Annotated in this window: 17 protein-coding genes; 2 read left to right on the top strand and 15 right to left on the bottom strand. The window is 74.2% G+C overall.

From position 1 onward, the window contains the following. Window positions 1-2 precede the first annotated feature (2 nt). On the top strand, window positions 3-1,727 hold the full coding sequence (locus BLQ67_RS03720; protein ID WP_172802244.1) for a polysaccharide biosynthesis tyrosine autokinase: 1,725 nt from the start codon (window positions 3-5) through the stop codon (window positions 1,725-1,727). 28 nt (window positions 1,728-1,755) lie between these two features. Here the strand turns inward: BLQ67_RS03720 and BLQ67_RS03715 are convergent, their stop codons facing one another. The 13 genes from BLQ67_RS03715 to BLQ67_RS03655 form a co-directional block, all read right to left on the bottom strand. After that, window positions 1,756-2,907: a glycosyltransferase gene (locus BLQ67_RS03715; protein WP_092502563.1), complete on the bottom strand. Its 1,152-nt coding sequence runs from the start codon at window positions 2,905-2,907 to the stop codon at window positions 1,756-1,758. Next, on the bottom strand, window positions 2,904-4,256 hold the full coding sequence (locus BLQ67_RS03710) for an O-antigen ligase family protein (protein ID WP_092502561.1): 1,353 nt from the start codon (window positions 4,254-4,256) through the stop codon (window positions 2,904-2,906). The genes BLQ67_RS03715 and BLQ67_RS03710 overlap by 4 nt, the downstream gene beginning before the upstream one ends. Beyond that, the gene (locus BLQ67_RS03705) at window positions 4,253-5,476 is read right to left on the bottom strand and encodes an MATE family efflux transporter (RefSeq protein WP_157674659.1); all 1,224 of its coding nucleotides are present in this window, start codon (window positions 5,474-5,476) and stop codon (window positions 4,253-4,255) included. Before BLQ67_RS03705 ends, BLQ67_RS03710 begins: the two co-directional genes overlap by 4 nt. Before the next feature lie 41 nt (window positions 5,477-5,517). After that, a complete protein-coding gene (gene wecB, locus BLQ67_RS03700) occupies window positions 5,518-6,648 on the bottom strand; it encodes a non-hydrolyzing UDP-N-acetylglucosamine 2-epimerase (RefSeq protein WP_092502557.1) in 1,131 nt (376 codons plus the stop codon). After that, window positions 6,645-7,733: a polysaccharide biosynthesis C-terminal domain-containing protein gene (locus BLQ67_RS03695; protein ID WP_092506758.1), complete on the bottom strand. Its 1,089-nt coding sequence runs from the start codon at window positions 7,731-7,733 to the stop codon at window positions 6,645-6,647. The genes wecB and BLQ67_RS03695 overlap by 4 nt, the downstream gene beginning before the upstream one ends. Next, window positions 7,733-8,776 carry a polysaccharide biosynthesis protein gene (locus BLQ67_RS03690; protein WP_092502555.1) on the bottom strand — a complete coding sequence of 348 codons (1,044 nt, stop codon included), beginning with the start codon at window positions 8,774-8,776 and terminating at the stop codon, window positions 7,733-7,735. The genes BLQ67_RS03695 and BLQ67_RS03690 overlap by 1 nt, the downstream gene beginning before the upstream one ends. Beyond that, window positions 8,773-10,131, bottom strand: a complete 1,359-nt coding sequence (locus tag BLQ67_RS03685; protein WP_092502553.1) for a glycosyltransferase family 4 protein — start codon at window positions 10,129-10,131, stop codon at window positions 8,773-8,775. The genes BLQ67_RS03690 and BLQ67_RS03685 overlap by 4 nt, the downstream gene beginning before the upstream one ends. After that, the gene (locus tag BLQ67_RS03680) at window positions 10,128-10,793 is read right to left on the bottom strand and encodes a sugar transferase (protein WP_092502551.1); all 666 of its coding nucleotides are present in this window, start codon (window positions 10,791-10,793) and stop codon (window positions 10,128-10,130) included. Before BLQ67_RS03680 ends, BLQ67_RS03685 begins: the two co-directional genes overlap by 4 nt. Beyond that, window positions 10,790-12,964, bottom strand: a complete 2,175-nt coding sequence (locus BLQ67_RS16995; protein WP_092502550.1) for an aminotransferase class I/II-fold pyridoxal phosphate-dependent enzyme — start codon at window positions 12,962-12,964, stop codon at window positions 10,790-10,792. Before BLQ67_RS16995 ends, BLQ67_RS03680 begins: the two co-directional genes overlap by 4 nt. Then, window positions 12,961-14,904 (bottom strand): polysaccharide biosynthesis protein, encoded by a 1,944-nt coding sequence (locus tag BLQ67_RS03670; protein ID WP_231945152.1) that lies wholly within the window; start codon window positions 14,902-14,904, stop codon window positions 12,961-12,963. The genes BLQ67_RS16995 and BLQ67_RS03670 overlap by 4 nt, the downstream gene beginning before the upstream one ends. Before the next feature lie 15 nt (window positions 14,905-14,919). Next, complete coding sequence (locus tag BLQ67_RS03665) at window positions 14,920-15,912, bottom strand: LCP family protein (protein WP_092502548.1); 993 nt, start codon at window positions 15,910-15,912, stop codon at window positions 14,920-14,922. Then, window positions 15,909-17,045, bottom strand: coding sequence for a GNAT family N-acetyltransferase (locus tag BLQ67_RS03660; protein ID WP_157674658.1), 1,137 nt, complete (start codon window positions 17,043-17,045; stop codon window positions 15,909-15,911). Before BLQ67_RS03660 ends, BLQ67_RS03665 begins: the two co-directional genes overlap by 4 nt. A gap of 249 nt (window positions 17,046-17,294) precedes the next feature. Continuing rightward, window positions 17,295-18,335 carry an LCP family protein gene (locus BLQ67_RS03655; RefSeq protein ID WP_157674657.1) on the bottom strand — a complete coding sequence of 347 codons (1,041 nt, stop codon included), beginning with the start codon at window positions 18,333-18,335 and terminating at the stop codon, window positions 17,295-17,297. 127 nt (window positions 18,336-18,462) lie between these two features. On the opposite strand from BLQ67_RS03655, the gene BLQ67_RS03650 reads away from it, so the two are divergent. Then, the gene (locus BLQ67_RS03650) at window positions 18,463-18,804 is read left to right on the top strand and encodes a histone-like nucleoid-structuring protein Lsr2 (protein ID WP_092502543.1); all 342 of its coding nucleotides are present in this window, start codon (window positions 18,463-18,465) and stop codon (window positions 18,802-18,804) included. A 22-nt stretch (window positions 18,805-18,826) separates the two neighbouring features. Here BLQ67_RS03650 and BLQ67_RS03645 read toward each other — a convergent pair whose 3' ends face one another. Next, window positions 18,827-20,095: a maltokinase N-terminal cap-like domain-containing protein gene (locus BLQ67_RS03645; RefSeq protein WP_092502542.1), complete on the bottom strand. Its 1,269-nt coding sequence runs from the start codon at window positions 20,093-20,095 to the stop codon at window positions 18,827-18,829. Between the two features lie 51 nt (window positions 20,096-20,146). Then, window positions 20,147-21,409 (bottom strand): trypsin-like serine protease, encoded by a 1,263-nt coding sequence (locus BLQ67_RS03640; protein ID WP_157674656.1) that lies wholly within the window; start codon window positions 21,407-21,409, stop codon window positions 20,147-20,149. Window positions 21,410-21,411 lie beyond the last annotated feature (2 nt).

Here is a 21,411-nt window from a genome sequence, read left to right as displayed (position 1 = left end):
GCATGGAGCTGACCGATCTCGTGAGGATCCTGCGCCGCCGATGGATCCCCATCGTCGCCGCGAGCGTCGTCGGCGTGGGCGCCGCCGCCGGGGTCTCGGCGCTGCAGGCGCCGTCGTACGCATCGACGACCCAGGTGTTCGTGTCGACGCAGACGGGCGAGACGAGCAACGACCTCGCGCAGAGCAACGCGTACACGCTGTCGCGCGTGCTGACGTATGCCGAGCTCGCGAGCAGCGAGCGCGTGCTCGTCGACGTCGTCGCCGACCTCGGGCTCGACGTCGACGTGCGCGACCTCGCGAGACAGGTCACGGCCACGCCCGTGCCCGAGACGACGATCATCGAGATCACGGCGACGAGCCGCGACCCCCAGCGGGCCGCCGACATCGCCAACGCGACGGCGACGAGCCTCGCCGAGGTCGTCGACGACGTCGAGGGTACGGCGACGCAGGCGAGCCCCGTGCGGCTCACGACCGTCGAGGCCGCACGCCCGCCGGAGTCGGCGAGCTCGCCCAGCTGGCCGCTCAACATGCTGCTCGGCGGCCTCGCCGCGCTCGTGCTCGCCACGGGCTTCGTGGTCGTGCGCGACCTGCTCGACACCCGCATCCGCTCGCCGCACGACGTCGAGCTCGCGACGCACCACCCCGTCATCGGCACGATCGCGTTCGACGAGCGCGCGAGCGACCGGCCGCTCGTCGTGCACGACGCCCCGCACGACTTCCGCGCGGAGGCGTACCGCTCGCTGCGCACGAACCTGCTGTTCGTCGAGGTCGAGGGAGGGAAGCGCACGTTCGTCGTGACGTCGTCGGTCGCGGGGGAGGGCAAGACCACCGCGACGGCGAACCTCGCGATCGCGCTCGCGCAGTCGGGCGAGACCGTGCTGCTCATCGACGCCGACCTGCGCAAGCCGAAGGTCGCCGAGACGCTCGCGATCGAGGGCCGCGTCGGACTCACGACCGTGCTCATCGGCGAGGCCGACATCGACGACGCCGTGCAGGACTGGGGCGGCACGGGCCTGTTCGTGCTGCCCGCCGGCCGCGTGCCCCCGAACCCGAGCGAGCTGCTCGGCTCGCGCGCCATGGAGTCGTTGCTGCGCAGGCTCGAGGGCGAGTTCGACTGGATCCTCGTCGACGCGCCGCCGCTGCTGCCCGTGACCGACGCCGCGGTGCTCGGCACGCGCACGGCGGGCGCCATCGTGGTCGCCGCGTCGGGCAAGACGACGCGCGGCCAGCTCGACGGCGCGCTCGCGCGCCTCGGCACCGTCGACGTCAACGTCGCGGGCATCCTGCTCACGATGCTGCCGACGTCGGCGAGCCACGCCTACGCGTACGCCTACGGCTACGGATATGGGCCGGGGGTGCCCGCCGACGACGAGCCGCCCGCCGTCGCGCGCGCCGCGGACGACGCCGTTGACGAGCGGGATGGCGTGGATGCGTCGGCTGACGTGCTGGATCCGGGCGAGCCCGACGAGCCCGCTGCGACCGAGGTCGACGAGCTCACCATCGACGAGCCCGAGGCGGCGGAGCCGGAGCCGGAGCCGGAGCCCGTCGCGTCCGAGGCCGAGGCCGAGTCGGAGCCCGAGCCCGAGGCCGAGCCGGAGCCCGAGTCCGCCGCCAGCGATCCGGACCCCGAGCCCACGCCGGCACGGGGTCGCACGACCGCGCCCGCGAAGGCCAGGCCGCGCCGCGCACCCCGTCCCAAGCGCGAGCGTCCCGCGCGCGACCGCTGAGCGACGTCGCGGCGGATCGCCGACCCGGTCAGCCGCCGCCGACGCGGTCGCGCAGCATCGCGAGCACGTGCGGCGCCGCCTCGTCGCGCCAGCGGTCGTAGGCGTCGGCGGCGGCCTCACGGCGCGCGGTACGCTCGTCGGCATCCGCCAGCGCCCACTCGCGGATGCGCTCGGCCCATGCCGCGGGCTCGAGCGACTCGACGACGCCGCCGGCGCCGTCGGCGAGCCGCGGCGTCCACGGCGTCGTGTCGGGTGCGAGCACGGGGCAGCCGACCGACAGCGCCTCGGCGATGACGTGGCCGAAGTTCTCGAAGGCGGTGGGGAACGCGAACAGGTCGTGCTCGGCGAAGACGTCGCGCACGGCGTGCGGCTCGAGCGGCCCGTGGAACGCGACGCGGTCGCGCATCCCCGGTGCCTCGGCGAGCGCGCGGCAGCGCTCGGCATGCTCGGCGTCCTCGGCGATGCCGTGCACGTCGAGCGTCCAGGGCTCGTCGACGAGCGCGAGCGCCTCGAGCAGCACGTCGAGGCCCTTGTTGGGCACGAGCCTGCTCACGAACACGAGCCGCAGCGGGCCCGGCGGCGACGCCGACCGCGATGCGTGCCGCGGCAGGGCGTGGTCGTCCTCGCGCACGACGACGGCGACGTCGTCGCCGATCGCCGCACGGATGTCGTCGGCCTCGCGATCCGACGACGCATGCCACACGACGCCCGCGTCGAGACCGGAGGCGGCGGCGACGCGCAGGAACGCGCGCTTGCGGCCGCCGCGGATCGCCAGCGCACCGGCAGCGAGCTCGCCGCGCGGCGCGAGCAGCACCTGCACGCGACGCTGCCGAGCCCATGCGCGCACGAGCATCGAGAAGATCGGATCGAACAGCCCGTTGACGTAGACGACGTCGGGCGGCGGCGCGCTCGCGAGGGCGCGCAGCACCGCGTCGGGGCGGCGGCGGTCGACGTAGCGGATGCGCGCGCGGCCCTGCGGCAGCCAGTCGCGCCGCGGCACGGGCAGCGGCTCGGGGGCGCCGAGGTCGCGGTCGCCGCACACGACGGCGACGGCGACGTCGTGCGGCGCGGTCGCGACGAGCGCCGCGAGCGTGCGGATGGGTCCGCCGCCGCGGAACGCGGGCGGGAACAGCGGGGCGGAGACGAGCACGCGCAGGCGCACGTGCGCCGCCCCGCTCATCGCCTCACCATCCGCACGCCCGCCTCGGCGGGGAGCCCGGGTTCGCTGCGCGCGGCCGCGTGCAGGCCGAGCAGCGCGCAGACGCCGAACCAGAAGAGGTACGGGAAGACCTGGCCGGTGCCGAAGACGCCCGACTCCGACATCTGCGCGACGATGCCCGCGACCGCGAGGCCCGACAACGCTGCGGCGACGCTCGAGCGCCGCGTGCGCAGCATCGGCACGACGATGCCCGCGTAGGCGACGAGCAGCAGCACGGCGGCGAGCACGCCGCCCTCGACGGCGACCTGCAGCAGGCTGTTGTGGAAGGTGAGCGCGAGCTCGCGTGTGGCACCCGCGCGGTAGGCGTCGGCGAGCACGAGGTCGCTCGTGCCCCAGCCCCAGCCGTGCGCGCGGTCGGCGACGGCGTCGAGGCCTGCCGACCAGATGAAGCTGCGGCCCGAGAGGCCGTCGCCGGCCGTGACCTCGCCGAAGCGTCCCAGCGCGAGCTGCAGCGGACTCGGCCCCAGCAGCGTCGCCGCGCACAGGCCAGCGATGCCCAGGCCCACGACGGCGACGAGCCCGCGCGCCCCGGCGAGCACCGCCATCCAGACGACGCCGATGACGACGGCGACGATGGCCGTGCGCGACTCCGACAGCAGGATGGTCGCGGCCGAGGTGGCGATGCAGGCGAGCGCGATCCACGATCGCCGCAGGCGCAGCACGGCGAGGGCGAGGAAGATCGCGAGCGTGCCCACCTGCGCGGCCATGTTCGGGTTGGCCATGAGGCCTTGGAACCGGCCGCCGTAGGGCAGCGGCACGACGCCGAGCCAGTGGCCGACGAGGCCGGCGACCAGCACGATCGCGATGACCGCGACCATGACGCGCACGTCGCCGACGACGACCTCGACCGTGCGCCACCGACGGCGCGAGGCGACGGCGGCGATGACGACCATCGTCCACAGCAGCACGATCTGCTCGAGCGTCGTCGACACGTCGATCGTCCACAGCGTCGTCGCCGTCGCGACGCCCGCGATCGCGACGAGCGCGCCGAGCACCGACCGCTGCGACGCCGTGGGGGCGTCGGATGCGGTGGGCTCGCGCAGCACGGCGATCGCGAGCAGGCCGAGGGCGGCGAGCCTGCCGTAGGTCGAGACGGATGCCCAGACCTCGACCGACGAGGCGGCGCCGAGCGTCGTCACGACGACGAGGCCGAGCGCGAGTCGGAAGACCCCCTGCCGGGCGAGCCACGCGCACGCGGCGACGGCGCCGGCGATGGCGAGCGCGATGGGGCCGAGGCCCACGGCTGCCAGCACGGCTCCGACGACGCCGACGGCGCTCGCCTCCACCACGATCCTGCGGTCGACGCTCATGCCGCGACCTCCTCGAACGTGCGCCGATGGATGCGCACGGGCGGGCGCGCGACGCCCGCGAGCACGATCGCCAGGGCGGCGACGGTGCCCGCGAGCATCGCGAACGGCACGGCGACGAGGGGTGCGGCGAGCGCCGCGAGCAGCGCCGTGCCGCCGAGCACGACGACCCCTGCCGCGATGCGCGCGAGCACCATGGCGCCTCCGACGTCGCGCACCTTGAGATCGAGCGACACGACCGCGACGGCCGCGGCGACGGCGTACTCGACGCTCACGAGCCCCACGAGCGCGTGCGCCCCGGGCCACGTCGCGCCGAGCACCGCCTCGCCGACGGCGGTCGGCAGCGCGAGCAGCACGAGCGTCCACGCGAGCTGCACGACCCACAGCGCGGCGAGCACGCGCACGAGCACGTGCCGGCGATGCGGCGGCGGCAGCCCCACGATGCGTCCGAGCACCGCGAGGTCGAGCAGCGCGAGCAGCAGGTTCACCGGCCCCAGCAGCGTGCCCGCGCCCAGCAGGCTGCCGCTCGCGGCCGCCCCGAAGGTCGCGGCGACGAGCGTCGACAGCGCGAGCGCCGTGCCCGTCGACAGCAGCGCCACGACCGTCGAGCCGCCGCGGGCGCCGCCGCCGCGCTCGACGAGCGCGCTCGCGTGCCGCAGCGAGAGGATCGGCCGCGTCAGCACGAGCCCCGTCGCGGCGCTCGCCGCGATCACCGCGAACCACGCGAGCATCACCGCACGCTCGTCGAGCGCGATCGGCGCGACGAGCAGCACGGCGATGCCCCCGAGCCACACGAGGTCGGAGGCGAGCGCGCGCCCTGGCCGGTCGTCGGCGACCGCCGCGTAGCGCGCGAGGTCCTGCAGGCACGCGAGCACCGCCGCGACGGCGACCGCGAGCGACGTCGACGGCGACGTCGCCGTGCCGACGAGCGCGAGCACGCCGGGCAGCGCGAACCCGATGCCGCCGACGACGAGCGGCGCCGCCGCGAGCACCAGCAGGCACGCGCCACCCAGCAGCCTGCGCCGCTCGACCGCATCCGCCGCCGTCGACAGCGCGAGCGGCAGGCCCAGCCACGCGCGGCAGCACGCGAGCACGAGCACGAGGCCCGCGTACGCGATCGCGAACGCCCCGAAGGTGTCGGGCGCGAGCCGCTGCGCCACCGCGACGACCATGAGCAGGTTCGCACCGCTCGACGCCGCCTGGTCGACGAGCGTCGTGCTCACGCGGCGCACGACGGTGGGCGCTCGCGGCGGCGTCGCCACGATCACCGCCGCAGGCCGGCGCGCGCCCGATGCGATCGCGTGCTGGAGAGGATGAACGACACGACGCGCCGCGACACGTCGTCGGGACCGTAGTCGGCGGGCACGCTCGGCGGCCCCATGGCGTCGTGCATCGCGAGCGTCGCCCGCACCGCCTCGACGACGCTCTCGGGGTCGACGCCGCACGTCACGAGCGCGCCCACGTCGAGCGCCTCGGGCCGCTCGATCGCGTCGCGCAGCGTGACGGCGGGGAAGCCGAGGATGCTCGACTCCTCGCCGATCGTGCCGCTGTCCGACAGCACGACGAGCGCCGACTGCTGCAGCGCCACGTAGTCGTGGAACCCGAACGGCGGGTGCAGCGTGAGCCGCCGCTGCAGCTCGGGCTCCTGGTCGACGAGCCGCTTGCGCGTGCGCGGATGCGTCGACACGAGCACGGGCATGTCGTGCTCGACCGCGAGGGCGTCGAGCGCCTGCAGCGCCTGCCGCAGCCGCACCGGGTCGTCGACCGTCTCCTCGCGGTGCAGGCTCACGAGCAGGTAGCCGCCGGGCACGAGCCCCTGCCTGGCGACGACGTCGCTCGCCGCGATGCGCTCGCGGCTCTGGTCGAGCACCTCGCGCATCGGCGACCCCGTCACGAGGGTGCGCGACGGATGCAGCCCCTCCGCGAGCAGGTTGCGCCGCGCGTGCTCGGTGTAGGCGAGGTTGTAGTCGGCGACGTGGTCGACGAGCCTGCGGTTCGTCTCCTCCGGCACGTTCTCGTCGAACGCCCGGTTGCCGGCCTCCATGTGGAAGACGGGCACGCGCATCCGCTTGCCCATGACGGCGGCGATGCAGCTGTTCGTGTCGCCGAGCACGAGCATCGCGTCGGGCTGCTCCTCGCGGATCGCGACCTCGACGCGCGCGAGGATCGAGCCGAGTGCCGCGCCGAGCGACGACGTGTCGGCGTCGAGGAAGCGGTCGGGGCGGCGCAGCTCGAGGTCCTCGAACAGCAGCTCGTTGAGCTCGTAGTCGTAGTTCTGCCCCGTGTGCACGACGACGTGGTCGGCGATGCGGTCGAGCAGCCGCATCGTGGCGGCGAGGCGGATGACCTCCGGCCGCGTGCCGACGACCGTCATGACCTTGATGCGCGCGCTCATGGCAGCACCCGCTCCGGGATCGTGTCGGGCCGGGCGGCGTCGAACAGGTCGTCGGTCCAGAAGCTCGTGTGCAGCGGACCGTCGCCGACGTTCTCGATGCTGTGGCTCCACAACGTGGGCATGTCGACGGCCACGGGCTCGTCGCCGTCGACGGGGATCGTCACGACCTCGGCCGTGAGGATGCGGCGCAGGCGGATGACGGCGCGGCCCGACACGACCGTGAAGCGCTCGAACTTGCGACGGTGGAAGTGGTCGCCGCGCGTGACGCCCGGCGCCGTCGTCGAGATCGACGCCTGACCGCTGCCGCCGCGGGCGCGCACGAGCTCGATGAACGCGCCGCGCTCGTCGGCACGGCTCGCGAGCCGGATCGCCGGCCGGCGGGCGACGAGGTGCGAGCGGTACGTGTTGAACAGGTCGCGGTCGAGCCGCTCGGCGATGTCGGGCACCTCGCCGACCTCGTAGGCGCTCGCGATGCGCTCGAGGCGCGCGAGCACCCCGGTGACGGTCGCGCGGTGCACGCGGTCGGCGGCGGCGACGTCGCCGAGCAGCAGGTCGGCGGCGTCCTGCGCGTGCAGCAGGTCGAGCGTGCGATCCTCGTGCACCTCCGGTCGCCCGCCGGACGCGAGCAGGTGGCAGAACGTGGCGGTGACGGAGTTCGTGAACGGCAGCCCGTGCTCGCCGAACAGGTTCGGCAGCCGGTGGTCGACGAAGCGCGCGCCGACGGCGTCGGCGGCGGCGCGCACCATGTCGCCCGCCTGCTCCTTCGCCTCGCCGTACGCCGAGCCGTTGCCGACCTGCGTCGTGCTCGCGTACGCGACGGTGCGCGGCGGCGTCGGCACGTCGAGCAGCGTGCGCGCGAGCTGCGTCGCGAGCATGCGGTTGCCGTCGCGCACGAGGTCCTCGGGCGCGCGGTGCACGCCCGCGAGGTGCAGCACGGCATCCGCGCCGTCGACGGCGGCGAATGCCGCGCGCTCGTCGAACCGCTCGCCGAGCGCGACCGGCACCGCCTCCACCCCGGCCTCCAGCAGCGCCCCTCGCACGTGGAGCCCGAGGAAGCCGCCGGCACCCGTCACCGCGACGCGCATCACACCCGGCTGCTCGTCAGGCCCGCGAGCGCGAGCTCCGATCGGATCTCGGGCAGCGTCAGCAGCAGCTCCTCGACCTCCTCGACCGACATGCGCGGCACGGTGTGGGAGTCGTAGTCGAGGAACTCCGCCTGCCTCGCGTCGCCCTCGGCGACGTACAGCTCGTAGTCGAGGCCGCGCGAGTCGAGGGGGATGCGGAAGTAGTCGCCCATGTCGATGGCCTTCGACAGCTCCTCGCGGCTCGCGAGCGCCTCCGACACCTTCTCGGCGTGCCGCGTGCCGATGATCTCGATCTGCGAGTCCGAGCGGAACAGTCGCAGCATCGCCGCAGCGAGGTCCGCGATGGTGCACGCCCGCGCCTTGCGGATGAACAGGTCGCCCTGCCGCGCGTTGTGGAAGGCGAACTCGACGAGGTCGACGGAGTCGGCGAGCGACATCATGAACCGCGTCATGTGCGGGTTCGTGATCGTGATGGGCTTGCCAGCGCGCATCTGCGACAGGAACAACGGGATGACGGAGCCGCGCGAGTACATGACGTTGCCGTACCGCACGCACGCCATCGTCGTCGCCGTCGTCGGGTTGTTGAGGCCGTGCGAGCGCGCGACCTTCTCCATGAGCGCCTTGCTCATGCCCATGGCGTTGACGGGGTAGACGGCCTTGTCGGTGCTGAGGAACACGGCGGAGCGCACGCCGGCGCGGTCCGCGGCGCGCACGACGTTCTCGCTGCCCTGCACGTTCGTGCGCACCGCCTCCATGGGGAAGAACTCGCACGACGGCACCTGCTTGAGCGCGGCGGCGTGGAACACGTGGTCGACGCCGCGCATCGCCTTGTCGACGCTGCCCTCGTCGCGCACGTCGCCGAGGTAGAACCGCAGCCGGTCGTCGCCCATCGTGTGGCGCATGTCGTCCTGCTTCGCCTCGTCGCGGCTGAGGATGCGCACCTGGCCGACGCCGTCGCGCAGCAGCCGCGCCGCGACCGTGCGCCCGAAGGAGCCCGTGCCGCCCGTGATGAGGACCGTCGCGTCCTCGTGCCCTGTCGTCATCGGTGGCTCGCCTTCGCTCGCGCCGTGGATCGTGTGCTGGTGCGGCCGCCCGTGCCGGTCGGCGCCGGGCGTCCGCGTGCGGCGCCGGGCCGCACGGTCTCCTCGCGCACGACGTTGCGCAGGATGGCCTCGATGGCGTCGACGCCGGCCGTGAGCGACATCGACCGCTCGTACGCCGAGCGGGCACGGCGCGACATGGCGCGGTGCTCGGCGTCGTCGAGGTCCATCGCCTCGCGGAAGGCGTCGGCGATGCCCTCGGCGTCGGCGCTCGACGCGACGATCCCCGCGCCGTGCTCGGCGATGAGGTCGGCGGCGGCGCCCTGCGCCGACGCCACGACCGGCAGGCCGTGGCGCAGGCTCATGGGCAGCTTCGACGGCACGGCGGCGCGCAGCGCGGGCGTCTCGGCGAGCGGCACGACCTGGAAGTCGTGGTCTCGGTAGATCTCCGACATCGACTCGGTCGAGACGCGGCCGCGGAAGCGCACCGACCGCAGCCCCAGCAGCGTCGCGAGCGCGCGGAGGCGGTGCTCGGCGCTGCCCGACCCGTAGAGGTCGAGCGAGAAGCGCGGATCGCCGTCGACCATGGCCGCGGCGCGCAGCACCTCGTCGAGCTGCTGCGCGTCGCCGAGGTTGCCGGCGTAGAGGAACGACGTCGACCGGCGGCCGCGCTTCTGCTTGCGCTCGAGCGGCGGCGCCTCGCGCTCCCACGCCCAGTTCGACACCGAGTGCACGCGCGAGCGGGGTGCGCCGCGCTCGACGAGCGTCGCCGCCATCTCGTCGGAGATGCCGATGGTCGCCGACGCCTCGCGGTACGCGCGGCGCAGCAGCGGCTCGAGCGAGCGCGCGATGGCCTTGCCGGCGCCCGAGCGCACGAACGACGCGCCCACGATGGCGTCGGGCCACAGGTCCTGCACGTGCAGCACGAACGGCGGACCGCCGTTGCGACGCCACACGGCCGGGCCGAGCGCCGGGGTCATCTGCGTCGCGTACACGTACACGACGTCCGCCGACATCCCGAGCCTGCCCCACAGCGCGCTCGACAGCGCGAAGCTCGCGTAGCTCGCCGCACGGTGCAGCGTGCGCTCCGAGCGGTCGAGCACCATCGGCACGCGGTGCACGCGCACGCCGCGCACGGTCTCGACGACGTGCGCCTTCTGCCGCTGCCCGTCGGGCAGCCGGCCCGTGGGGTAGTTGGGGAACGTCGTGAGCACCCGCACGTGGTGCCCGCGGCGCTGCAGCTCCTCGGCGAGGAGCGTCGGGATGGAGGCGTGCTCGGGCCAGTAGTACTGGGATACGACGAGCACGCGCAGGCGGCGGCCGGCGGGTGCGGCGGCGAGCTGCACGGTGGCGGTCATCTGGTCTCCTCCTCGGTGGTGGCGTCGGGTGCGACGCTGGTCCTGCGATCGCCGAGGTCGTCGATGTCCTCGGGAGTCTGGTGCTGCACGATGCCGTCGTGCCGGGTCACGGCGCCGATGGTCGCGAGGAGCAGGCGCGCATCGGTGCGCAGGCTCACGGTGGCGACGTACTCGAGGTCGGCCTCGATGCGCGTCGAGAAGGTGGCGGCGTCGCGGTAGCGCACCTGCGCGAGCCCCGTGACGCCCTGCGGCACCGACACGCGCCCGCGTTGCCGGTCGGTGTACCGCTCGTACTGGTCGCGCAGCGCGGGCCTGGGCCCGACGAACGCCATCTCGCCGACGAGGATGTTCCACAGCTGCGGCAGCTCGTCGAGGCTCGTCGACCGCAGCACGTGGCCGAGCGGCGGCACGAGGTCCATGCCGGGCAGCACGTAGCCGGCGCCGAGGCGCTCGGCGTCGCGCACGAGCGTGCGGAACTTCACGATCGAGAAGTCCCTGCCGCCCGTGCCCACCCGCCGCTGCCGGAAGAGCACGGGCCTGCCCATCGCGACGAGGATCGACGCGGCGATCGCGAGCATGAGCGGCGACAGCACGACGAGGGCCGTGCCCGCGACGACGCGGTCGGTGACGCCGCGCACGGCGAGGTAGCGCGAGCGGCTCATCGGGTCACCCCCACGAGGTCGAGCGACACGCGCTGCAGCTCGGCGGCGATGCGCAGCATGTCGACGTGGTCGTAGCGATGGTCGACGGGCAGCGACAGCAGGTCGTCGGGCCACTCCTCCTGCGTCGCGAACCCCTTCGGCCTGGGCCAATGGATGGGGCAGTACACCTCGGCTCGCGCGAGCGCCGCCTGCACGCCGACGGGATCCGCCACCCGCACGGGCAGGTGCGACGGCACCTCGAGCGAGCCCACCGGCACGGCCGTCGCGATGCCGACGTCGTCGAGCGCGTCGGCGAGCACGCGCGCGTTGGCGATGCGACGCTCGGCGATCGCGTCGAGGTCGAGCGTGTCGAGCAGCGAGCGTCCGCGCCTGCTCATGCGGCGCGGCGCAGCATCCCGCTCGATGAGCGCCATCGACGCGTCGAGCATGATGCGCGAGTGCTGCGTGATGCCGCGGCGCGAGTCGAACGACGCCATGGCCGCGTACCTGCCGGTCTCGCGTGCGCGCCGCAGCATGGGCGCCTCCGTGCCCGCGGGCATGTGCAGGTAGGCGCCGTCGGTCGTCGGCAGCACCTTGCGCAGGCTCGCGTAGGCGAAGTCGGCGCCCCACTGGTTCATCGAGAACGGCAGGTGGGTCTCGTCGGCGAGCACCGCGACGCCTGCGGCGCGGATGGCGGCGACGTCGGAGAGCTCGGCGAACGTCGGGGCGGCGCCGAAGTAGCGCATGACGAGCACGGCATCGACGCGACCCGTCTCGGCCATGCGCCTGGCGACGGGCAGGTCGGGGGAGAGGTCGTCGAGCACGGGGTAGTCGACGATGTGCCAGCCGCGGCTCTGGAAGGGCGCGAGCATGCTGTCGCACAGGAACGCGGGCACCGCGATGCGGTTCGCGCCCGAGCGCTCGAGCACCATCGCGATGGCCGCGATGGCCTGCCTGCCGGTCTCGACCATGACGGTCGTCGTGCTCCAGGGGCGCCGCCTTGGGGGCGCGGCGCTGATGGCGACGTCGAGCGGGAAGTCGGAGCCGATGGGGCGGCGGCACGAGCGCGGCGCGACGGCGGCGCGCAGCGCCTCGACGACGCGGTCGATGCTCGCGTCGTCGAGCGCCGAGCCGCTCGGCAGGGCGATGCCCGTGCGGAAGAGCGTCTCGCTCGCGCCGGTCGTGAACGCGCGGGCGTCGGCGAACGCGGGCTGCAGGTGCATGGGCTTCCACAGCGGCCGCGTCTCGATGCCGCGCGAGTCGAGCGCGCGGCGCACGGCGTCGGCGTCGACGAGGGCGGCGTCGGGGTCGACGAGCACGGCCGTGAGCCAGGCGTTGTCGCCGTCGCGGTCGTCGCCGAGCAGCGTGAGGCCGTCGATGCCTGCGACGACGGCGCGGTACCGGGCGCGGATGGCGCGGCGCCTGGCGATCATGGCGTCGAGGCGCTGCAGCTGCGCGCGGCCGAGCGCGGCGAGCAGGTTCGACAGCCGGTAGTTGTAGCCGACCTCCTCGTGCTCGTAGTGCTCGACGGGCATGCGCGCCTGCGTCGCGAGGTGCCGCACGCGGTCGGCGATCGCGCGGTCGTCCGTCAGCAGCATCCCGCCGCCCGACGTCGTCATGACCTTGTTGCCGTTGAACGACACGATGGATGCGTCGCCCCACGACCCCGCCGGCCTGCCGTCGCGCGTCGAGCCGAGCGACTCGGCGGCGTCGACGAGCACGCGTGCGCCGTGCCTGGCGGCGATGGCCTCGATCGCGTCGTGGTCGGGGATGCGGCCCAGCAGGTCGACGGGCACGATCGCGCGTGCGGGCGTGCCCTCGCGCTCGAGCGTCGCCATCGCCTCGGCGAGCAGGGCGACGTCGAGGTTGCCGGTGGCGGGGTCGGAGTCGACGAAGACGGGGAGGGCGCCGACGTACGCGATGGCGTTGGCGGTGGCGGCGAACGTCATCGACGACGTCACGACGCGGTCGCCGGGCCGCACGCCCAGGGCGAGGAGGCCGAGGTGCAGCGCGGCGGTGCCCGACGAGAGGGCGACGCCGTGCGCGACGCCGACGCGGGCGGCGAGCTCGCGCTCGAACGCGTCGACGTCGGGCCCGAGCGGGGCGACCCAGCCCGAGCGGAGCGCCGCGACGATCGCGCGCTCCTCGGTGGCGCCGACGTCGGGAGCGGACAGCAGGATGCGCGGGCTCATCGGAGGGTCTCCGTCCGGTCGAGGATGCGGTGCACGGTGGCGACGGGCACGATCGTGCGGGCGGCGACGGGCGCGGAAGTCGGCGCCGGAGCACGGTGCCAGCGCGCATCCCACGCGTCCTTGTCGAGGTCGTCGTGCGCGAGCGGCGGCACGGGCGCCTGCGTGATGAGCGGGTGCAGCAGGCGCTCGCCGCGCTCGTCGGGGCCGATGAGCTCCTCGTGCAGCTTCTCGTGCGGGCGCAGGCCCGTGAAGACGATGTCGATCGGCTTGCCCGACATCGCGATCATGCGCTTCGCGACGTCGAGGATGCGCACGGGCTCGCCCATGTCGAGGATGAGCACCTCGCCGGGCCTGCCGATCGCGGCGGCCTGCACGACGAGCTGGCACGCCTCGGGGATCGACATGAAGTAGCGCGTGATGTCGGGATGCGTGACGGTGAGCGGCCCGCCGGCCTCGATGAGCGCGGCGAACACCGGCACCATCGAGCCGCGGCTGCCGAGCACGTTGCCGAACCGCACCGAGAGGTAGCGACCGCTCGCGCGCGCGGCCGTCGCGGCCGTGAGGCGCTCGGCGAGCCGCTTGGAGTGGCCGAGCACGCTCGTGGGGTTGGCGGCCTTGTCGGTCGAGATGTTCACGAACGTCTCGACGCCGACGGCCTCGGCGGCCGCGAGCACCGAGCGCGTGCCGAGCACGTTGGTCTTCCACCCCTCGTCGGGGTACTGCTCGAGCATCGGCAGGTGCTTGAGCGCCGCCGCGTGGAACACGACCTCGGGCCGGCGGTCGGCGAAGATCTCGGCGATCGCCTGCTCGTCGCGCACGTCGGCGAGCACGACGTCGCGCGTCGACAGCAGGCCGTTGCCGTGCACGTCGAGCTGCACGGCCTGCAGCGCGGTCTCGTCGCGGTCGAGCATGATGAGCTCGGCGGGCGACCACTTCGCGAGCTGCCTGCACAGCTCGGCGCCGATCGATCCGCCCGCGCCGGTCACGAGCACGCGGCGGCCCGTGACGCAGCCGGCGACGCGCTCGACGTCCGTGTCGATGGGGCGGCGACCCACGATGTCCTCGATGCGCAGCGCCCGCAGGTCGGTGACCTGCGCCGTGCCGCGCATCATGTCGGCGAACGGCGGCATGACGAGCACCTCGACGCCGAGCGCGCTCGTCTGCGCCTCGATCTCGCCGAGCAGCGTCGCGTCGGCGCGGGCGATGGCGACGACGAGGCGCGTCGCACCGGTGTCGGCGACGATGCGCGCGAGGTCGGCGCGGGTGCCGAGCACGCGCACGCCGCAGCGCATGGCGCCGCGCAGCCTGCCGTCGTCGTCGACGAGGCCGACGGCGCGCAGCGGCGAGTGCTCGTCGGTGCGCATCCGCCGTGCGAGGTGCGTGCCGGCGTAGCCGGCGCCGAGGATGAGCGCCGGCTGCGCCGTGGGCGTGGGCCGGTGCGCGCTCTCGAGCAGGAGGCGCAGGGCGTAGCGGATGCCGGCCATGAGCAGCAGCGCGATGGGCGCCGCGATCACGAGCGCCGTGCGCGGGATGCCGAGGGCCGGCGCGACGACGAGCATGGGGGCGCCGACGAGCAGCGCGGCGACGGTGGCGACGCCCACGAGGGTCACGACCTCCTCGGCGCTGCCGTAGCCGTGGCGGCCGCGGTAGAGCCCGACGGCGTGCCCGATGAGCACCTGCGCGAGCACGACGGTGGCGACGAGGCCGAGGAGGCTCAGCGGGCGCAGCCAGCCGAGCGCGAGGTCCTCGCGCAGCCAGATCGCCACGGGCACCGCGACGGTCCAGGCGAGCGCGTCGCCCACGATCGAGGGCGCGGGCCTCGCGACGCCGTCGCGCATGAGCACGCGCTCGACGAGGCGTCGCAGGTGGGTGGCGGCATCGGCGAGCTCCGCGCGGCGCGGCGCCCTCGCCGTGCTGGTGGCCGTTCGCATCGCGCTCATCTCCGCATCCCTCCGCTAGCGCTCTGCCGGGGGCACGAAGCCCGTCATGGAGTCCTGCTGCAGCGCCGCCTGCACGACCGCGAGGTCGGCGGCGTCGAGCAGCACGACGGACTGGTCGCCGATCGTGGCGGTGCCCGCGGTCGGCAGCGTGAACGTCGCCACCTCGGGCGTGCCCGCCGCCGCGAGCTCGGCGGCGAGCTGCACGGCGGCCGGCGCCGTGAGGCCGTCGGTCGCTGCGAGGTACGGCGACATCGCGTCGACGAGGCCGGCGACGGCCCACGGGTTCGCGAGCGTCGTCGGCTGCAGCATCGCGACGAGCAGGCCGCGCAGGTACGCCTGCTGGTTGCGCACCCGCTGGTAGTCGCCGTCGGCGAACGCGTACCGCTCGCGCACGTACGGCAGGGCGTCGGCGCCCGTGAGCGTGACGGGTCCCTGCGCGAAGCGCACGTCGCCGACCGAGAACGCCACCTCGTTCTGCACCGTGACCCCGCCGACGGCATCCGTGAGCGCGGCGAAGCCCGCGAAGTCGACGATGGCGACGTCGTCGATGCGCTGGCCGATGAGCGACTCGACGACCTGCACCATGAGCGGCACGCCGCCGTACGACAGGGCCGCGTTGATCTTCGCCATGCCGTAGCCGGGGATGTCGACCCACGAGTCGCGCATGATCGAGATGATCTGCACGCTGCGGCGGTCGGCGGGCACGTGCACGAGCAGGATGGCGTCGGCGCGGTCGCCGAGGCTCGTGAGCAGCGAGCCTCCCGTGCCGCGCGAGTCGCTACCGAGCAGCAGGTAGTTGCGCGGCGCGACGGTGCCGACGGGATGCGGCGCCGGGCGCGTGGACTCCGCGGGGAACGCGTCGGGCACGCGCTCGATGCGCTGGATCGCCGCTCCGACGCGCACGGTGGTCGTGCCGACGACGGCGACGCCGGCGATGACGAGGCCCACGGCGAGGCCGGCGACGAGGCGGCGCCGGAGGCCGGCGCGCGCGACCGCGTGGAGCATCATGCGCGCCCTCCGAGCACGGCGGCCGCGCCGGTCGCACCGCGGTACGCGGGGAAGGAGCCCTGCGCGCAGCCGTGCGACAGGCGCGCCTCCTCGTCGGGGTCGAGCACGAGCTCGAGCGTGCGGAACGGCCGCACGCCCGCGGGCGCGAACGCGCGCTTGTAGCGCTCGATGCCGTCGCCGGGCGCCGCGCCGCCGCCCAGCACGTAGTCGGCGATGCCGCGCTCGCGGCACCAGCGCACGACGGCGAGCTTCAGCAGCTCGTTGGGCCTCGACGCGTAGGCGGCCGCGTCGGTGCCGCCGAGGAACGAGTACGCGTGGCGGTCGGAGTGCAGCACGAGCTCCGCCGAGACGACGACGCCGTCGAGGGTCGCGTACGCGTAGGCGAAGCTGCCGTCGAGCTCGCGGTGGATGCGCTCGAAGAAGGCGTCGTCGAACCGGTACGCGGCGCCGGCCTCGCGTCGCTCCATCGTGCTCGCGTAGATGCGCGCGAAGTCCTCGAAGCCATCCGCCGACGTCGTGACGTGCACCTGCACGCCGTCGGCGACGGCGCGGCGTACGTTCTTGCGCACCTTGCGATCGGCGTCGGCGAGCACGGCGTCGTCGTCGGCGAGCACCGAGCGCACGACCGTGACGCTGCGGTCGACGAGCGCCGCGGTCGGGGGCGCGACGACGTCGTCGGCGAACGGATGCATGCGCGCGAACGCCGTGACCACCTGGTGCCGCTGCGCCCAGGTGGCGAACGCCGTCCAGAACTCGGGCTGCCTGCCGGCGGAGCCCTGCGGCCGGTAGGCGCCGCCGAAGCCGTACGGGCCCGTGGCGTCGAGCATGCCGAGGGCGCCCGGGATGGGGCGCAGGCGCAGCGGCAGCAGCACGCCGGCGTCGGAGATGATGGCGACGACGCGGTCGCCCTCGTCGGCGAACAGCTCGCCGAGCACGGGGTGCGCGAACGGCTCACGACCCGTCGCGCGCCACCGCCGCAGCCAGACGGCGCGATCGCTCGGCATCGCCGCGTCGAGGCTGCGCAGCCCCGTCGTCGTCGCGATGGGCGAGCGCCACGGCAGGTGCGGCGCGTCGACGCGCGCGTCGGCGTCCACCTGCTTCTCGAGCAGCACCCGAGATCGCACATGCGTCATGTCCTGCACGGCGAAGCCCCCTTCGCGTCCGGTGCGAACGGCGGCATCTCGACGCTTGAGAGATGCTCAGCCGATCACGACTGCGCACACCATGGCAGGCAGAACTGGATTCGTCGGGCCGAGGGTACAAACCTGTCGATACCGGAGGTTCAAGCGCACGCGAACGATGCATCTGATAGGGGACGCCGTACCCCACGACCTGCACGGAGGGCTCGAGCACGGCGCAGCGGCCTCCCACCGCCGCACGCGCTACGGCGTGGGCGTGACCGGTTCCGGAGCGACGAAGTCGGTCATCGACTCGGCCGCGAAGGCCTCCCGCACGAGCTGCAGGGCGGCGTCGTCGACGAGCACGACCGACTGCGTGCCGACGGTGCCGATGCCGGTCGTCGGCATCGTGAACGTGCGCACGTCGGGCACGCCCGCGCCGACGAACTCCGTGGCGATGCCGAGCACGCCCGTCGTCGTGAGGCCGTCGGTCGTCGCCATGTACGGTGCCATGACCTCGACGAGGTCGGCGATCGCGACGGGGTTCGCCACCACCGAGGGCTCGAGCAGCGCGGCGAGCAGGCCGCGCATGTACGCCTGCTGGTTGCGCACGCGCTGGTAGTCGCCGTCGGAGAACGCGTAGCGCTCGCGCACGTAGTCGAGCGCCGACGCACCGTCGAGCGTGATCTCGCCGGCGGCGAAGGAGTGGATCGGCCCAGAATGCCCGGCCGAGAACGCGATCTCGTTCTGCACCGTCACGCCGCCGAGCGCATCCGTGAGCCCCTCGAAGCCCGCGAAGTCGATGATGGCGACGTCGTCGATGCGCTGATCGATGAGCTGCTCGACGGTCTGCACCATGAGCGGCACGCCGCCGTACGAGAGCGCGGCGTTGATCTTCGACATGCCGTAGCCGGGGATGTCGACCCACGAGTCGCGCATGATCGACATGACCTGCACGGTCTGGCGGTCCGGCGGCACGTGCACGAGCAGGATCGTGTCGGCGCGATCGCCCAGCGAGTCGAGCAGCGAGCCGCCCTCGCTGCGGGAGTCGCTGCCGAGCAGCAGGTAGTTGAGCGCGCCCGCATCGTCGACCTCCGGGCGCACCGACTCGTCGGGGAAGGCCTCCTCGACGCGCTCGACGCCCGCCGACGACGTCTGCAGGCGGATGGCGAACACCCCGATGGTGGCGACGAGCGCCAGCACGAGGCCCGATGCGATGCCGACGACGACCTTGCGGCGGCGCGACCACGGCGCGCGTCGTCGTCGACCGGTGGCGGCGTCGCTCGTGCGCTCGTGCGTGCTCATTCGACGATCGTATGGCGCGGCGCCTTGGGTTCCCCCATATGCGAATGCGAATGCGAATGTCAGGAGAATTCGACGAATCGCGCATTGCGCATTCCCTTTCGCGGGAAAATGCGAATACCATGCACCCATGGCAAAGACCACCATCGTCGAGATCGTCGACGACATCTCCGGAGAGCGGCTCGCAGACGGCGCGGGCCGCACGGTCACGTTCTCGCTCGACGGGGCGCAGTACGAGATCGACCTCACGCACGCGCACGCCGAGGAGCTGCGCGAGGCGCTCGAGCCGTGGATCTCCGCCTCGCGGCGCGTCTCCGGCGCGACGCGAGCGTCGAGCCCGCGTCGCTCCGGCTCGTCGCGCGCCTCGAAGGACGTGCAGGCGATCCGCGAGTGGGCCGCTGCGAACGGCTACCAGGTCGCGACGCGCGGGCGCATCCCCGCGAACGTCCTCGAGGCCTACGAGGCGCGCTGACCCCAGCCGGTCGCGCCCGCGGTCACGCGAGCAGGCGCTCGAGCGACGAGCGGGGGATGGGCACCCAGTCGGGTCGGCTGCGCACCTCGTAGACGACCTCGTAGAGCGCCTTGTCGACGAGCAGCGCGCGGATGAGCGCCGCGTCGCCCTCGCCGCGCACCGAGCGGTAGCCCGCGAGGAACGCCGCCTCCGTCGCGGCGTACCAGTCGGCCGCCTCGGCGACGTCGACGCCGACCTCGAGCGCCGCCGACCCCGCCGCGTAGTCGAACGACCGCAGCATGCCCGCGACGTCGCGCTCGGTCGGCTCGGGCAGCAGCCGCTCGGCGAGGGGACGCAGCGGCTCGCCCTCGAAGTCGAGCAGCAGGTAGCCGCGGCCCGGCTGCCGCAGCACCTGACCCAGGTGCAGGTCGCCGTGGATGCGCTGCACGAGGCCCACGCGCACCGCGTCGAGCGTGCGCACGTGCGCGTCGATCGCGGCATCGAGGTGGGCGAGCGCGCCGCGCGACTGGGCCCGCGCCCACGTCGCCCGATCGCGCAGCGTCGCGACGAACGCATCCGACGCCTGCTGGTCGGTGCCGCGGGCGCCGAGCGTCTCGGCGAGCGCGACGTGCACCTGCGCGACGGCGCGGCCGAGGTCGTCGAGCGCGAGGTCGTCGCGCGGCTGGCCGCGCAGGGCGCGCACGGCGTCGTCGCGCACGAGCGTCCACGCGTCGTCGGCGTCGGCGACGAACTCCGACACCGCCGCGAGGCCCGCGGACCGCTCGACGCCGTCGGCCGTCCACGTCGCCCGTGACGCAGCCACGAGCGCCGGCACGCGGTCGCAGCGCGCCCGCGTGAGCGCCCCGGTCACGACGACGTCGGGATGCTCGCCGTCGTCGATCACGCGGAACACCTTCGCGATCCACGCGGGCTCGGCGGCGCCGATCGCCGACGTGTTCGACTGCTCGCCCGCGATGACTCGCACGGTCGGTGCGTGCGGCACGCTGCCGTCGACGGCGATGGATGCCGAGGGGCGCAGCATCGCCTGCAGCGCCTCGGCGTCGTGCGTCGCATCGACGAGCCAGCGGCCGTCGACGACGCCGATCGGGGCGTCGCCGGGCTCGTCACGCACCGCGACCGGCACCTGCAGCGTCGCAGCACCCGCGCGCACGATCGCGACCGCCGTGTCGTCGCCGACGGGCAGCAGCGCCTCGAGCGTCAGCGTCTCGTCGCCGCCCTTCAGCGGGTACCAGCGCCTGCCCGGCGCCCACTCGGCGATCGCGGCGAGCACGGCATCCGGGTCGAGGGGCATGCATCCACCCTTGCGAGCGGCACGCGCCGAACGCAAGGGGGCTGCGCGCCGTCAGAACGAGATGGCGCGCAGCTGCACGCCGGGCATGACGCGCATGAGGTCGGCGATCGGCGCGACGTAGCCGAGCGTCGAGCACCGGTCGCCGGCGGCGGCGAGGCGCACGCCGCTCACGACGCCCGCGGCGAGGGCCGAGCCGTAGTCGCCCCACGTGTAGACGGGGCCGCCCGAGTCGCCGAGGCAGAACGCGGTGCCCGTCGTCGACGACACCCGCACGATGTCGACGCACTGCGCGCCGCCACTCGACAGGGCGTAGCAGGCGACGCCGGGGCCTGTGACCTGCAGGTTGCACGCGTCGCCCGACGTCGTGCCCGACTTGCACAGGTACGTGCCCGTCGGCAGGCTGCGCAGCCAGCCGCTCACCCGCAGCGACGTCGAGTCGCTCGTGTAGATGTCGGGACGATTGCGCACGTCGAGGCCGAGGCGCACGAGCTGCAGGTCGTACGAGTCGGCGCCGCGGACGAGCGCGTCGGCACCCGTCGTGACGCCGAGCGTCTGCCCGCCGGAGGCGAGCACCGACAGGCCGTCGGCCCAGTTGCTGCAGTGCGCGGCCGTGATGAAGTGCTGGAAGTGGCCCGAGACGGCCTGGAAGCCGCTCGTGCACCACTGGTTCGCGCCCGAGGGCAGGCGCGTCGCGTACGTCGAGCCGCCGAGGAGGTCCTGCACGTCGCCACGGCGGGCCGTCGTGTCGGGCACGGCGTCGACGGCCTCGACCGCCACCTCGACGTCGCCCGCCGTCGCGTCGGCGACGGCATCCTCGATCGCCGCGATGCCCGCCGCGTCGAGCGGCAGCGCGTCGACGCCGGCGGCGGCTGCGGCCTCTGGGGTCGGCACGGCGACCGTCACGGCCTCGCCGTCGACCTCGAACGTCACGGGGGCATCGCTCGGCAGCGACGTCGCGGCGTCGAGCAGGCCCGCCGAGAGCGCCAGGGCGCTCTGCGACTCCTCGACGAAGTCGACCGTCACGCCGTCGGCGCTCGCGAGCGCCTGCACTGCCTGCGGCACGTCGCCCACCCAGCCGATCGTGATCGCGCCCGTCTCGGGCACGATCGCGGTCGAGCCGAGCTGCGAGACGGGTTGCAGCGCATCCCACCTGGCGATCTCGTCGAGCACGGCGAGCTGCACGCGCTGCGTCGCCATGGGGTCGGCGACGGTGGTCACGGGGGCGGCCGGAGCCGCCGTCGCCGCGACGGGCGCGACGAGGGGAGCGACGAGCAGGGCCGCCGCGAGTGTCACCCAGGGGGTCGCACGTCTCACGT

Source organism: Agrococcus jejuensis, from assembly GCF_900099705.1.
Taxonomy (GTDB): Bacteria; Actinomycetota; Actinomycetes; order Actinomycetales; family Microbacteriaceae; genus Agrococcus; species Agrococcus jejuensis.
Note: the sequence above shows the minus strand (reverse complement) of the source record. Positions and strands in the feature narration are given on the sequence as shown.